7 protein-coding genes, 2 rRNA genes and 2 pseudogenes are annotated in these 14505 nt (G+C 50.3%); 8 read left to right on the top strand and 3 right to left on the bottom strand.

The window, feature by feature from the left end; all coding sequences use genetic code 11:
- Window positions 1–135: 135 nt before the first annotated feature.
- A 23S ribosomal RNA gene (locus JL661_RS16140) occupies window positions 136–3042 on the top strand.
- 108 nt (window positions 3043–3150) lie between these two features.
- Window positions 3151–3266 (top strand): 5S ribosomal RNA (gene rrf / locus JL661_RS16135).
- Between the two features lie 820 nt (window positions 3267–4086).
- On the opposite strand, the gene umoC is transcribed toward rrf, so the two are convergent.
- The 3 genes and pseudogenes from umoC to JL661_RS16120 form a co-directional block, all read right to left on the bottom strand.
- Window positions 4087–4506, bottom strand: coding sequence for a lysozyme inhibitor LprI family protein (umoC, locus tag JL661_RS16130; protein ID WP_004237036.1), 420 nt, complete (start codon window positions 4504–4506; stop codon window positions 4087–4089).
- Between the two features lie 69 nt (window positions 4507–4575).
- Window positions 4576–6454: pseudogene (locus JL661_RS16125) on the bottom strand (glycoside hydrolase family 3 protein).
- Window positions 6455–6946: 492 nt separating this feature from the next.
- Entirely contained in the window at window positions 6947–7390 is a 444-nt protein-coding gene (locus tag JL661_RS16120; protein ID WP_049245684.1) for a PACE efflux transporter, read from the bottom strand.
- Window positions 7391–7497: 107 nt separating this feature from the next.
- Between JL661_RS16120 and JL661_RS16115 the strand changes: the two genes are divergently transcribed.
- From JL661_RS16115 to JL661_RS16090, 6 genes and pseudogenes are all read left to right on the top strand, one after another.
- Window positions 7498–8394, top strand: coding sequence for a LysR family transcriptional regulator (locus JL661_RS16115; RefSeq protein WP_049245686.1), 897 nt, complete (start codon window positions 7498–7500; stop codon window positions 8392–8394).
- A gap of 41 nt (window positions 8395–8435) precedes the next feature.
- Window positions 8436–9062, top strand: a complete 627-nt coding sequence (locus JL661_RS16110; RefSeq protein ID WP_036417914.1) for an ATP-binding cassette domain-containing protein — start codon at window positions 8436–8438, stop codon at window positions 9060–9062.
- 179 nt (window positions 9063–9241) lie between these two features.
- Window positions 9242–10723 (top strand): alpha/beta hydrolase-fold protein, encoded by a 1482-nt coding sequence (locus JL661_RS16105; RefSeq protein ID WP_080981830.1) that lies wholly within the window; start codon window positions 9242–9244, stop codon window positions 10721–10723.
- 81 nt (window positions 10724–10804) lie between these two features.
- A complete protein-coding gene (phoA, locus tag JL661_RS16100) occupies window positions 10805–12241 on the top strand; it encodes an alkaline phosphatase (RefSeq protein WP_015422431.1) in 1437 nt (478 codons plus the stop codon).
- 343 nt (window positions 12242–12584) lie between these two features.
- Window positions 12585–14240: a Na/Pi cotransporter family protein gene (locus tag JL661_RS16095; RefSeq protein WP_004237049.1), complete on the top strand. Its 1656-nt coding sequence runs from the start codon at window positions 12585–12587 to the stop codon at window positions 14238–14240.
- A 9-nt stretch (window positions 14241–14249) separates the two neighbouring features.
- A pseudogene (locus tag JL661_RS16090) lies at window positions 14250–14363 on the top strand (GNAT family N-acetyltransferase); the annotation flags it as partial.
- Window positions 14364–14505 lie beyond the last annotated feature (142 nt).

Below are 14505 nucleotides of genomic sequence, written 5' to 3'. Positions count from 1 at the left end.
ACGGCGAGCGAAGTGATTTCGCGGAGGCCGGAGCACAGTGAGCGGAGCATACTCAGGTATGTGAGCATCACGAGCACCGCCCGACAAAGAAATCGCAAAGCACAGCCTGTCGGATAAGACACTTTCGGGTTGTGAGGTTAAGCGAATAAGCGTACACGGTGGATGCCTAGGCAGTCAGAGGCGATGAAGGACGTGCTAATCTGCGATAAGCGCCGGTAAGGTGATATGAACCGTTATAACCGGCGATTTCCGAATGGGGAAACCCAGTGTGATCCGTCACACTATCATTACCTGAATACATAGGGTAATGAAGCGAACCGGGAGAACTGAAACATCTAAGTACCCCGAGGAAAAGAAATCAAACGAGATTCCCCCAGTAGCGGCGAGCGAACGGGGAGCAGCCCAGGACCTTAATCAGCATCAGTGTTAAGAGAACAGTCTGGAAAGGCTGGCCACAGCAGGTGATAGCCCTGTATCTGAAAGCACTGGTGTTGTGAGTCCGATGAGTAAGGCGGGACACGTGTTATCCTGTCTGAATATGGGGGGACCATCCTCCAAGGCTAAATACTCCTGACTGACCGATAGTGAACCAGTACCGTGAGGGAAAGGCGAAAAGAACCCCGGCGAGGGGAGTGAAAAAGAACCTGAAACCGTGTACGTACAAGCAGTGGGAGCACCTTTATGGTGTGACTGCGTACCTTTTGTATAATGGGTCAGCGACTTATATTCTGTAGCAAGGTTAACCGAATAGGGGAGCCGCAGGGAAACCGAGTCTTAACTGGGCGAATTAGTTGCAGGTACAGACCCGAAACCCGGTGATCCAGCCATGGGCAGGTTGAAGGTTGGGTAACACTAACTGGAGGACCGAACCGACTAATGTTGAAAAATTAGCGGATGACTTGTGGCTGGGGGTGAAAGGCCAATCAAACCGGGAGATAGCTGGTTCTCCCCGAAAGCTATTTAGGTAGCGCCTCGTGAACTCATCTCCGGGGGTAGAGCACTGTTTCGGCTAGGGGGGTCATCCCGACTTACCAACCCGATGCAAACTGCGAATACCGGAGAATGTTATCACGGGAGACACACGGCGGGTGCTAACGTTCGTCGTGAAGAGGGAAACAACCCAGACCGCCGGCTAAGGTCCCAAAGTCATAATTAAGTGGGAAACGAAGTGGGAAGGCTCAGACAGCCAGGATGTTGGCTTAGAAGCAGCCATCATTTAAAGAAAGCGTAATAGCTCACTGGTCGAGTCGGCCTGCGCGGAAGATGTAACGGGGCTAAATTATGCACCGAAGCCGCGGCAGCGATATGTAAATATTGTTGGGTAGGGGAGCGTTCTGTAAGCCTGTGAAGGTGACCTGTGAGGGTTGCTGGAGGTATCAGAAGTGCGAATGCTGACATAAGTAACGATAATGCGGGTGAAAAACCCGCACGCCGGAAGACCAAGGGTTCCTGTCCAACGTTAATCGGGGCAGGGTGAGTCGACCCCTAAGGCGAGGCTGAAAAGCGTAGTCGATGGGCAACGGGTTAATATTCCCGTACTGGTGGTAACTGCGAAGGGGGGACGGAGAAAGCTAAATCATCCGGGCGACGGTTGTCCCGGTTTAAGCGTGCAGGTGGACTGACCAGGCAAATCCGGTCGGTTGTTAACACTGAGGCGTGACGACGAGCCACTACGGTGGTGAAGTGATTGATGCTCTGCTTCCGGGAAAAGCCTCTAAGCTCCAGGTTACCATAATCGTACCCCAAACCGACACAGGTGGTCAGGTAGAGAATACTCAGGCGCTTGAGAGAACTCGGGTGAAGGAACCAGGCAAAATGGTGCCGTAACTTCGGGAGAAGGCACGCTGGCATTAGGTGAAGTGGTTTACCCACGGAGCTGAAGCCAGCCGCAGATACCAGCTGGCTGCAACTGTTTATTAAAAACACAGCACTGTGCAAACACGAAAGTGGACGTATACGGTGTGACGCCTGCCCGGTGCCGGAAGGTTAATTGATGAGGTCAGCCGCAAGGCGAAGCTTCTGATCGAAACCCCGGTAAACGGCGGCCGTAACTATAACGGTCCTAAGGTAGCGAAATTCCTTGTCGGGTAAGTTCCGACCTGCACGAATGGCGTAATGATGGCCAGGCTGTCTCCACCGAGACTCAGTGAAATTGAACTCGCTGTGAAGATGCAGTGTACCCGCGGCAAGACGGAAAGACCCCGTGAACCTTTACTATAGCTTGACACTGAACATTGAGCCTTGATGTGTAGGATAGGTGGGAGGCAACGAAGTGTGGACGCCAGTCTGCACGGAGCCATCCTTGAAATACCACCCTTTAACGTTTGATGTTCTAACCCGGGTCCATAATCTGGATTGGGACCGTGTCTGGTGGGTAGTTTGACTGGGGCGGTCTCCTCCCAAAGAGTAACGGAGGAGCACGAAGGTTGGCTAAGCATGGTCGGACATCATGCGGTTAGTGCAAAGGCATAAGCCAGCTTGACTGCGAGAGTGACGGCTCGAGCAGGTACGAAAGTAGGTCTTGGTGATCCGGTGGTTCTGAATGGAAGGGCCATCGCTCAACGGATAAAAGGTACTCCGGGGATAACAGGCTGATACCGCCCAAGAGTTCATATCGACGGCGGTGTTTGGCACCTCGATGTCGGCTCATCACATCCTGGGGCTGAAGTAGGTCCCAAGGGTATGGCTGTTCGCCATTTAAAGTGGTACGCGAGCTGGGTTTAGAACGTCGTGAGACAGTTCGGTCCTTATCTGCCGTGGGCGCTGGAAGATTGAGAGGGGTTGCTCCTAGTACGAGAGGACCAGGAGTGAACGCACCACTGGTGTACGGGTTGTGATGCCAATTGCATTGCCCGGTAGCTAAGTGCGGAAGAGATAACCGCTGAAAGCATCTAAGCGGGAAACTTGCCTCGAGATGAGTCTTCCCTGACCCTTTAAGGGTCCTGAAGGAACGTTTGAGACTAAGACGTTGATAGGCTGGGTGTGTAAGCGCAGCGATGCGTTGAGCTGACCAGTACTAATGAACCGGAAAGGCTTAACCTGACAACACCGAAGGTGTTTTGAGTTGAGAGACGATTAGAGAGATTTTTCAGCACAGTGAAGAGGCAGAAGTCATTCACTGTGAAAGCTTGTTTTGGATTAATGAATTTGCCTGGCGGCCGTAGCGCGGTGGTCCCACCTGACCCCATGCCGAACTCAGAAGTGAAACGCCGTAGCGCCGATGGTAGTGTGGGGTCTCCCCATGTGAGAGTAGGGAACCGCCAGGTTATTATTAAGTGAAGAAGCCACCCTTTGGGTGGCTTTTTTGCGTTTGGGCGAAAAGAAAAATTATTCTGAATCCACTTCTCTCCGGATATCCTTTTATTAAAAAAGTCACCACGTGCCAGATACCAGACTCCCCGAACAATTCCCGGTAACCGGGAAATTCAGAACGCACTATCTTGTGGGCAAACTCTGCCGGGAGTCCTGGGTTCATGCAGCAGCTACAAATACCGGAAAAGCTGGCCTGATAAGCCGGATGGCTGGCGGGTTATATTACGCCGTCAGATACAGGAACTTCATAATATTAGTCATCGAAAGAAGTTTCAGTATTGGATAGCAGACTCATGAAAGCGCCCGGGCTGATGAACTGTCCGCAGCCTGCTCATCGATATGGTTTCCCGGCGAACAGGCCGGGCAGACCAGAGTGGTATTTATAAAGACATCTTTGCCATCCCTTTATCCCTCTGAATACAAAAAATCAGATAATTAATCGCCTTCCCGGAATCTGACTGTGACCAGAAAAATAATTCCGTTTGTATTTTATCTGTCATCATGATGATATTTTCATCATCATCCTGATAATCAGGTTAATAATGGTAGTCTGCAGATAATATAGATACTTATCTTAGTTGTTTCAGGAAAAGACAGAGGGTACGGCTACACAAGAGTAATAAATATTGCCGGGGATGACATCTGCAGGATAGGCTGTGTGAAATCAGTGAAAAAAAACAGCAGATAATGAATTGACCGGGATGCTCTGTGGTGGAAATGCATTGGCCGGTATTTCTGTGCCGGAATAGCGTTATCTGCTGTTTTTTCTGTGAATTAATTTTCCTGTAACTGTTTTATCCGCCAATTTGTCAGGTCAATCTGGCAGGCTTTCATGATATCGCCGGCACCACTACCACCGAGAGTTGCATCATAGCGATACCGGCACTCAGCATCGCGGAAAGTGATAAAGGCGGAGTGTGACAAATTCAGTGACTGAATGGCTTTTTCACTTCCGGCTGAATGGAGTGATGCAATTTCCTGTTTTTGCTGTGCCAGAATCGTATTCAGCCGGGTATTTGCGGCATTCAGTTTTGCACCCAGGCAGCCTGCAATTTTTGTCCGTGGTGAATCCCCGACAGACTGATAGCATTGTTCCAGCGGACTTAATCCTTTCTCTTCCGCCATCGTTACAGCGGGAAAGCTGATGCTCAGACCGACGATACCCAGTATTACAGCAGTGCGGGATAAATTCATGCTTATTCCTTATTTCAATCCTGTTCGTTACTGTCCGGCTGACAGATGAAGATTCCGGCAGATGTATTTCTAATCCTGCTTATCATAGGTTTCCCCTGTGCCATAAGGGTATAAAATAATACCACTTTCCGGGTCTTTAATGTCTGCGGGTAACCGTCCGGCGGGATAATTAAGCGGGCGGGCGTTTTTACCGGAGAATAACGTCCGCAAGCCGCTCCGGATATTCGTTTCCAGTGCATTACGCTGACCATTTGTAATATCAAATCCGGTAATACCATAGATAGCAATATTCGCTTTTACATTACTCAGACTCGCAATATCGTATGGATCCCGTGAAGATATCACGACTAAGGGAATGCCTGCATCATTAGCGGAGTTGATGATAAATTGTGCATTTGTATCACGTTCCCGCAGGTTGTAAGTGACCAGTAAAATAATATCCTGCCCGCTGATCATGGTGCTGATTTTCTTTTCAGAGAGCGTTTTCTTATCTGTTTTTATTTTTTGTGCAGTGACATGAATACGGGTTTCCGTTTCCCGTGCAATATCATTCAGATGCTTTTTAATTAACTGATTACGGGGATATTCATCGGAGATTACCAGAATTTTATTTTCCGGTTTCAGTTGGTAAGGCAGGATACCGTCATTTGTTATTATGGTAACGGCCTGTTCAGATACCTTATTTTCCTGATTTTTATGCTGTACTGAGGCGACAATTTGCTGTGCTTTCACCGGATCCGCAGGTGCTCCGCTGATGGCTTTATTCAGCTTCATCAGAACCACCCGTTTTGCGGATTCATCAATACGTTGCTGCAGTTCCGGGTTTTTCTGTGCCTGTTCATCCAGATAGCGATATAAATTATCAAGGCGCTTAACTGCTTCTTCATCCCACATTTTTACCGGCATCAGGATAATATCGGCGCCTGCAGACAGGGCGTGCTCAACGGCAAAATTGAGATCAAAGTTATCAGTGATGGCTTTCATATCCATGGCATCCGTAATTATCAGCCCCTGAAAATGAAGTTCTTTGCGTAATATGCCGGTCAGGATAGGTTTTGATAATGTGGCTGGTGTACCTGCTTCTGAACCGTCACGGGTTTTTATTTTTGTGTCATCCAGTGCCGGAACAATAATATGTGCAGTCATAACCGCATCTGCACCATGTTGCAGCGCATAAATAAATGGCGGTAATTCTGTTTGCCGCCAGGTTTTTTCATCTGATGTGACAACCGGAAGGGCGACATGTGAATCTGCAGAGACATTGCCGTGTCCGGGGAAATGTTTCAGAGCAGTGATAAGTCCGTATTGATGAATACCACGGATATAGGCGGCTGACAGGATTTCTGTCAGCTCTTTTCTGTCAGAATACGCCCGTACACCAATAACCGGGTTATTTTGATTATTATTGATATCCACAACCGGGCCAAAATTCATATTAAATCCCAGTGCAGATAACTCACTGCCATGAATTTCACCGGTTAGTCTTGCTGAATCCGGGTCACGTGTAGCTCCGAGAGCCATATTTCCGGGCATTTCTGTACCAACCCGCAGCCTGGTTATATAACCACCTTCCTGATCAGTGCTGATAAATAACGGAAGACGGTAACGGGAAGACTGAATATCATTGATCAGTTTTACTGTCTGGGGTGTGTTAATTAAATTTTCCCTGAATAATACAATGCCACCTAACCGGTAACGATAGATAATATCTTTGATATCGTTATTTATATTGATCACGGGAACAGGAACCGGACTCCGGAATATATCCCAATAGCGAAAATCAAGCATCATCAGCTGACCAATTTTTTCTGTCTGACTCATGGATGCAACAATGTTTTCTGCTGCCCTTTCCGGTTTTTTTTTTCAGTGCATCGATATCTGAAGGAGTCAGAGGTGCTGCGATAATTTGAAAACTGAATAATATAAATAACAGCAATACCTTTTTCATAATGACATCCTTTTCATGATGTTTTCAGCTGTTTATTGTGGCCGGTTATTTTTATTTTCTGAGCTATCAGATTGCTGATAGTTCTTTTCATCCTGATAGCTCCATCCGGCGAATTTTTACTCTGATTTCTGTTTGTCAGCAGGATATAACGGTCAGATAAGGAAATCAAAAAATGATGCAAAAAACAGCACTGCAAATGTCATCTGCGGCGTACTTTTAGTGAATTCAATGACAGCTTCAGCGGCGATAACCTGGCCGGTATCAAGCCGGGCTCAGGTGATGACGGGAAGCAAATTCCCGGTCAGGGCGGGATGTTGTTGATCCTGATGAAACTGTTGAGTGAATTGAAATTAATAAAGGTAATGCTGAATTTAAACTAACAGGAAATAGAGGTATGACTGGTTTGGGGATTAAATATTAGTTTTTAAATTTTGTTTTTATCAGGTAAAAAGCCATGCCGTTTCACCGGTATGGCTATTTTTAATATTATTATTAATGTGTGGCTGTCTCTTTCCGGGGCAATGCGGAAGCCGGAACTCCGAATAGTTTGTCAAACGCCCAGTTAAAGAAAAATGTGTAGATCGGGATAAAAATAATCAGGGCAAAATCCAGCAGGAAAGCCTGTATTAAACTGACCGATAACCACCATGCAATCAGCGGAATAAGGAAAACCACCAGCGTCAGCTGAAACAGGATGGCGTGTACGAATCTGCGGCGGAATGTCCGGATACGGGAAATCTGGCGGGATTCCCAGAATTCAAACAATGTATTAAAGATAAAATTCCAGCTGACGGCGATGGTGGTAATTGCCAGCGCCAGCGGCCCGGTTACACCGGCTGAATTACCGGAGAGTATGGCCAGCGCAACTGATGAAATGATCCAGCCGATGAGCTCATAAGCGGTGATAAAGACCAGTTTTCGTTTTAAACCCTGCATATTGATATCCTGCTGCTGTTTACTGTAAAGAATGCAGGGAAAGTAAATCAATAGAGATGATAATAAAAGTCAGCTACTATCAGATTTTCTGACAGGCAGGAGGGTATATGCCGTTTAACAGTGATAACTTGCAGCTTTTTCTGACGGTGCTGGAGAAAGGATCATTTTCAGCCGCCGCAAGAGCGCTGCACCGCGTGCCGTCAGCGGTCAGTATGGCGGTCAGTAATCTGGAAGCTGAACTGGGTTTTGCACTGTTTGAACGTTCGGGCAGGGCACCGGTACCGACAGAAAGAGCCCTGGCGCTGGCACCGTATGCCAGAGAGATAACGGATAAAATTCATCAGCTGAATGTGTTTACCCGCGAGCTGACGCAGGATGTGGAGAGCACACTGGCGGTGGGGGTCGCAACCTGTGTGAATCCGCAGGACTTGTTTTCTGCTCTGCAGATACTGAATCAGCGTTATCCGTTGCTGAAAACAGAAATTTTATCCGGGTCACAGGATGACATTCTGCCATTGCTGCATCAGGGGCGGATCCAGCTGGCACTGGTTTTCGGCGGGCTGTATGTGGATCCGCGCGAGCAATTTCACTGTATCGGTCATGAAGCCCTGGTGGCCACCATTTCAGCCACTCATCCTTCTTTATCTCAGCAACAGTCTGTTTATATTGAGGATTTGGTACAGGCAAAACAAATCGTTATTGCCAGTCTTCACCATTCTCTCACTGATGTGCGTTCACAGATGGCGACGAAAACCTGGCAGACTGATAATTTTTCGATGGCGCTGGGACTGGTTAAAGCGGGTATCGGCTGGGGGAATCTGCCGGAATCGATGATCCGGGCGGAAGTGGCGTCCGGGACACTGAAAGTTCTGTCATTCCGCAATACCCGCAACGGTCTGGTGCTGCCGGTGCATATTGTCAGCCGGAAAGGGGATGTGCTTAAACGTGGTGCTCAGGAGTGCATCGGGCTGCTGACGGAAAGCCGTGTGTCTGCGGGAAATTAGTTGTTATGATAACGGGATAAATCAGCAGAGAGGAAAAGCGTATGTTTGAAATCCGCGATTTACAGGTTATCCAGGGCGGAAAAACATTGTGGGACGGCCTTTCTTTCCGGCTGAATGCCGGTGAGCGTCTGGGGATCTCCGCACCCAGCGGGTTCGGGAAAACAACGCTGGGGCGGGTCCTGGCACAGTGGCAGCAACCGCATGCCGGGGAACTGCTGCTCGACGGCAAACCGCTACCGAAAGCCGGCTATTGTCCGGTACAGCTGGTACCGCAGCATCCTGAGAAGTGTTTTAATCCGTACCGTACGACTGGTGCCGGGTTATATGATGCCTGGAAACCGGATGCGGAATGGCTGGAAAAGCTCAGCATTGAGCCTCACTGGCTGGAACGTCGTCCGGATGAGTTGTCCGGCGGGGAACTGGCGAGAATCGCACTGCTGCGGGCGTTAGATCCGCGTACCCGTTTCCTGATCGCCGATGAGGTGACCGCGCAACTGGATGCACATATTCAGGCACAGATCTGGCAGGTGCTGATTGAAGAATCAGAGAAACGGCCGCTCGGGCTGGTGGTATTCAGTCACAATAAGGCGTTGCTGGAAAAGGTCTGCACATCGGTATGGATTGCCGGGGAGCCGGAAGAGGGCCTGCTGTCTGATGTGGCAGTTTGACTTTTCCGTCCGGTGGCATAAAAATACGAAGCTGATAAATAATAATGATAATTATTACTGATTTTGAAGGATCAGCGACGTGAAAAAAAACTCTGCTTTGCTGCGCGGCATTTTCTGCATTTTCCGCGCAGGCCTCTTCTTCCTGTCAGTCACTTTCCGTTCCGGATGAAAAACAGACGATGACGATTACCGGCACATTTGATCACAACGGACAGGCCTGTGTGCAGTTGCCGTTGTCAGAAAAACAGGTAGTGATTGCGGAAAGTGAGAATATCCGTGATTTGTCACTCTATGACAGTCAGATGACACCCCGCCGGACGCTGCTTACCGACAATCCTGTCACAGAAATGCAATCTGTGACATTCACATTACCGTTTGATGACACCTGGACACTGACCTCACAGGGGATACCGGGCTCTGAATGGAAGTTGGCGCTTACTAACTATCCGTATCAGCCGGTAGCTGAAAACATCTCCCTGCCGGTGGACAGTGTGCGCCTGCAACAGCTGATAACGCTGGTTAACGGGGGCGATACCTCGGCTTTCTGGCAGGCGGTGACAGAAACCCCGTTGGTTGAGGAGTATGACGAGCACCACAAGCGGATCACGTTTCTCTGGCGTGGTGCAAAAGTGAATGCTTACATACTTGGCGCACCTTCCGGACAGCATGATCCGATGGCCAGATTGAATGATACCGATATCTGGTATCGCTCCTACATTGTTCCCGCAGAGACTGTCAGTCAGTATAAAATTGCCCCGGATATTCCGCAGCTTGACAGTTCCGTTGAAGGTGCCCGCCGTAAAGCGCTGCTGAGCACGGCACAGGCGGATCCGCGTAACCCGCTGAGTGCGGGTGCCGACGGGGCAGATGAATTTAATCGCCATGCCATTATTGCGTTAGATAACAACAGAGTGTGTGATTTCCGGGCGCCCGGACAACAACCGGTTTTTGGTACGGTGACGCTGCATCAGCTGCACAGCGATATTCTGAATAATCAGCGGGAAATTGCGGTGTATACCCCGCCGGAGCCGGGTGCGAAGCCCTGGTTGCTGGTGTTGTTTGACGGGCAGATATACCGCAAAAACTATCATATCGTCACATTTATTGATCAGTGGGTGAAGCGCGGGGAAATCCCGCTGCTGTATGTGGTGATGGTGGACAGTATCAGCAGTGAGCAGCGCGGCAAAGAGTTGCCGCCGAATGAGCAATTCCCGCAGTTTCTGGATAAAGAGCTGATGCCGTGGCTGGCACAGCAGGGTATTAATATCCCTGCGGGGCGGACCATTGTTTCCGGTAGTAGTTACGGCGGCCTTGCGTCTTCCTGGAATGCGATGAAATTACCCCACCGTTTCGGTAATGTGCTGAGTATGTCCGGCTCTTACTGGTGGTCACCGGAGGGAGAGCCGCAGGAATGGCTGATTCGCGAGTTTGCAGGTACTCACAAACTTCCGCTGCGGTTTTTTCTTGAGGCCGGTGTGTTTGAAACCCGTGCCGGTGCCGGCGGGATTTTGCATAACAACCGGGCGCTGTATCAGGTTTTACAGGAAAAAGGTTACGAGGTTACCCGTGAGGAGCGCCCGGGTGGGCATGACTATGTCTCATGGTGCGAAACCCTGCATTCCGGGCTGATGCATCTGACTGACACAAAGAGGTCACAATAGTGTCACGCTGATGTCATAAGAGCGGATTAGGCTGTCCTGCGTTGATAACTGACTATTTTATTAATGACAAGGATTCTGCTCATGCTTCATGCGACGATGAAAACACGGGTTGCAGCTGCCGTTCTGGCACTGCTGACAGGCTCTGCATTACCGGCAGTTGCAGCGGGGAATGCAGATGCCATTCTGGCACAGGATCGCGCCGCCAAAGGCAATATCACGGAGTTCGGCGGTGCGCGACGTCTGTCATCCGATCAGACTGAGGCGCTGAAAGCGGCTATCGGTCAGACCAAAGCAAAAAATGTGATTCTGTTTATCGGCGACGGTATGGGGGATTCCGAAATTACCGTGGCGCGTAACTATGCAGAAGGCGCGGGTGGCGTGTTTAAAGGAATTGATTCCCTGCCGCTGACCGGCCAGTACACCACGTATGCGCTCGATAAGAAAACACAGAAACCGAATTATGTTACTGACTCCGCTGCCTCTGCGACTGCCTGGGCTTCCGGGGTGAAAACCTATAACGGTGCGCTGGGCATTGATGTTACCGGCAAACCGCACACCACCATTCTCGAGCTGGCAAAGAAAAACGGCAAAGCGACCGGGAATGTCACCACATCTGAAATTCAGGATGCCACACCAGCCGCACTGATCTCACATATCAGTCAGCGTAAATGCTACGGCCCGGAAGAAACCGCAGAGCGCTGCAGTGCGGATGCACTGGAAAACGGCGGATTGGGCTCCATCAGTGAACAACTGCTGAATGCCCGTGCGGATGTCACGCTCGGCGGCGGTGCGAAGAGTTTCCGCCAGACAGCCAAAGCCGGGGACTATGCAGGTAAAACCCTGGAAGAGCAGGCAGCGGCACGTGGTTATCTGGTTGTGAAAGATGCCAAATCGCTGGCGGATGTGAAAGCGGCAAATCAGGATAAACCGGTGCTCGGATTATTCAGTGACGGCAATATGGAAGTGGCGTGGGAAGGTCCGAAAGCCTCCTACCGCGGCAACCTCGACAAACCTGTCGTGGAGTGTAAGCCAAGTTCAAAACTGGATCCGAATGCTCCGACACTGGCTCAGATGACTGAAAAAGCCATTGATCTGCTTAAAGATCATGAAAACGGCTTCTTCTTACAGGTGGAAAGCGCCTCTATCGATAAACAGGATCACGCGGCAAACGCCTGCGGCCAGATCGGCGAAACCGTTGCACTGGATGAAGCGGTACAAATCGGTATGGAATACGCGAAAAAACATGGTGATACGCTGGTGATTGTGACCGCTGATCATGCTCATTCCAGCCAGATTATTGAAGCGGATGTAGTCTCACCGGGTCTGACTCAGGCACTGCTGACCAAAGACGGCAGCGTGATGGCAGTTAACTACGGTAACTCGGAATCAGATTCGCAGGAGCATACCGGTGCCCAGCTGCGTGTGGCGGCATACGGTCCGGGGGCGGCGAATGTGGTGGGTCTGACGGATCAGACAGATTTGTTCTTCACCATGCGGGACGCGATGGAGCTGAAGTAATCTGCGGTACCTGATATTCACACTGTTCTGAAGTGCTTTTCTTCATGTTGATTGCATCATTTTGCTGATTTCAGCAGTGGCTGCCGCCGGTACTCTGTGCCGGCGGTTTTTTTATTTTTTTTGTAACATGATGATTTTTGAAATATATTTACCATAAGGTATACTTATCCGATGTCCCGGCTCCGGGGCAGACATCCTGTATTCCGTAAGACTGTGTGTTTTATGCGATTTTTTATTCTGATGGCGGCGGTGTTTATTACCATTATCACATTGTGACACAGTGCCTGTGTGATATACCGTTGATCTGATCGTTTTAACGGGACCTTATGCTGACGAAAACACTATGCTGACATTACTCCATCTTCTTTCATCGGTTGCGCTGCTGGTCTGGGGGACACACATTGTCCGGACAGGAATTATGCGTGTTTTCGGTGCGGATCTGCGGCGACTGCTCGGAAAGAGCATCCGGAAAACATCACGGGCGTTTCTCGCCGGTCTGGGGGTGACTGCGCTGGTGCAGAGCAGTAATGCCACCGCATTGCTGGTGATTTCGTTTGTGGCACAGGGCATGATAGCGCTGCCGCCCGCCCTGGTGATTATGCTGGGGGCGGATGTCGGGACGGCGCTGATGGCACGGGTGCTGACGTTTGATCTCTCCTGGCTCTCACCTCTGCTGATCCTGGCGGGGGTTACTACGTTTCTGAGTCAGAAAAAGAGCCGGACCGGGCAACTGGGGAGGGTCGGTATCGGGCTGGGTCTGATTATCCTGGCGCTTCAGCTGATTGTGGCTTCCGCAGAACCGATCACACAGGCGTCCGCTGTTCAGGCTATTTTCACCTCACTGAGCGGGGATGCGGTGCTGGCGCTACTGGTGGGCGCACTGTTCGCCATGGTCAGCTACTCCAGCCTGGCGGCGGTGCTGCTGACGGCCACACTGAGTGCCACCGGCCTGGTGCCGCTGCATATCAGTCTGGCGATCGTCATCGGCTCTAACCTCGGCAGCGGCTTCCTGGCCATGCTGAGCAGCCGCGGTCAGAATGCGGTTGCGCGTCAGGTGGTGCTCGGCAGTATGCTGTTCAAACTGATTGGCTGTGTGCTGGTGCTGCCGTGGGTGAAACCGCTGGCGCTCTGGGTCGGCCAGTACAATCTGCCGGCGGCGGAAGTCGTTATTTATTTCCATGTGGTCTATAACCTGGTCCGCTGTGTGCTGATGCTGGCACTGGTGAAGCCGATGGCACGGCTGTGTCAGCGTCTTATCGCCGAACCGGAGGCGGAAGAGGACAGCGCAGCGCCCCGTTATCTGGATCAGAGTGCGCTGGATACTCCTTCTCTTGCGCTGGCTAATGCGGTACGGGAAACCCTGCGGCTGGGGGATGTGATTGAGCAGATGCTTCAGCGTTTTGACAGTCAGCTGGCGGGTAAAGGTGAGCAGAAACGGCTGATCAGCCACCTGGAAGAAGAAGCAGAGATGCTGCACAGCAGTATCAAACTCTATCTGGCGCAGTTACAGCAAACCGAACTGGGGGAAAGTGATTCCCGGCGCTGGGCGGAGGTGATTGATACCGCGATGTCACTTCAGCAGTCCTCCCTGATTATCGGGCGGATGTCCCACGATGTGGCGAATCAGACGGCGGATCCGCAGCGTGTTTTCTCGAAAGACGGCTACAGTGAACTGACCACCATGATGTCACGGCTGCAGAATAACCTGAATCTGGCGATGTCGGTATTTGTTTCCGGGGATGTGGATAATGCACGGCGGCTGCGCCGGGCAAAACACCGGTTCCGTCTGCTGAATCAGCGTTACTCTTTTGCTCATGTGGAGCGGCTGCATGTCAATAATCTGCAGAGCATCGGCAGCAGCCGGTTACATATCGGGCTGCTGGGGGATATGAAGCGTCTGAACTCGCTGTTTTGCTCTGTGGCCTATCATGTGTTAGAAGGTGTCGCAGATATAAAAACAGAGACAACAAATGATGACACTTCTCACGAGACAGCTTGAACGGCAGGAAATACCGTGCATTTTTATCAGCATCTGGGATGTGAACTGATCGCAAAGCCGGATCCGGCGCTGTTTGCCCTGGAACCGGAAGACATTCATTTTGTGTCTCTTTTCCGGAACTGATCATTTAACACATTAATATCTGTTCAATTTATAGACGCATTAATTATAGGTGTATGATTTTCAGGTATATAATCATGCGCCTTTTTTGCATTTTATGCGAAAAAGCGGTTGCAACAGGCGGCAGATTATTTATGATAACAGT

This window comes from Morganella morganii (assembly GCF_019243775.1).
Classification (GTDB): domain Bacteria; phylum Pseudomonadota; class Gammaproteobacteria; order Enterobacterales; family Enterobacteriaceae; genus Morganella; species Morganella morganii.
The sequence above is the reverse complement of the archived record's forward strand: the minus strand, read 5'-3'. Positions and strand labels throughout refer to the sequence as shown.

What these genes read in the sequence shown, in the direction of transcription:
- JL661_RS16095 (WP_004237049.1), top strand. Translation starts at nt 12,585, where the DNA reads ATGCTGACATTACTCCATCTTCTTTCATCGGTTGCGCTGCTGGTCTGG.
- JL661_RS16110 (WP_036417914.1), top strand. Translation starts at nt 8,436, where the DNA reads ATGTTTGAAATCCGCGATTTACAGGTTATCCAGGGCGGAAAAACATTG.
- umoC (WP_004237036.1), bottom strand. Translation starts at nt 4,506, where the DNA reads ATGAATTTATCCCGCACTGCTGTAATACTGGGTATCGTCGGTCTGAGC.
- phoA (WP_015422431.1), top strand. Translation starts at nt 10,805, where the DNA reads ATGCTTCATGCGACGATGAAAACACGGGTTGCAGCTGCCGTTCTGGCA.
- JL661_RS16115 (WP_049245686.1), top strand. Translation starts at nt 7,498, where the DNA reads ATGCCGTTTAACAGTGATAACTTGCAGCTTTTTCTGACGGTGCTGGAG.
- JL661_RS16120 (WP_049245684.1), bottom strand. Translation starts at nt 7,390, where the DNA reads ATGCAGGGTTTAAAACGAAAACTGGTCTTTATCACCGCTTATGAGCTC.
- JL661_RS16105 (WP_080981830.1), top strand. Translation starts at nt 9,242, where the DNA reads ATGACGATTACCGGCACATTTGATCACAACGGACAGGCCTGTGTGCAG.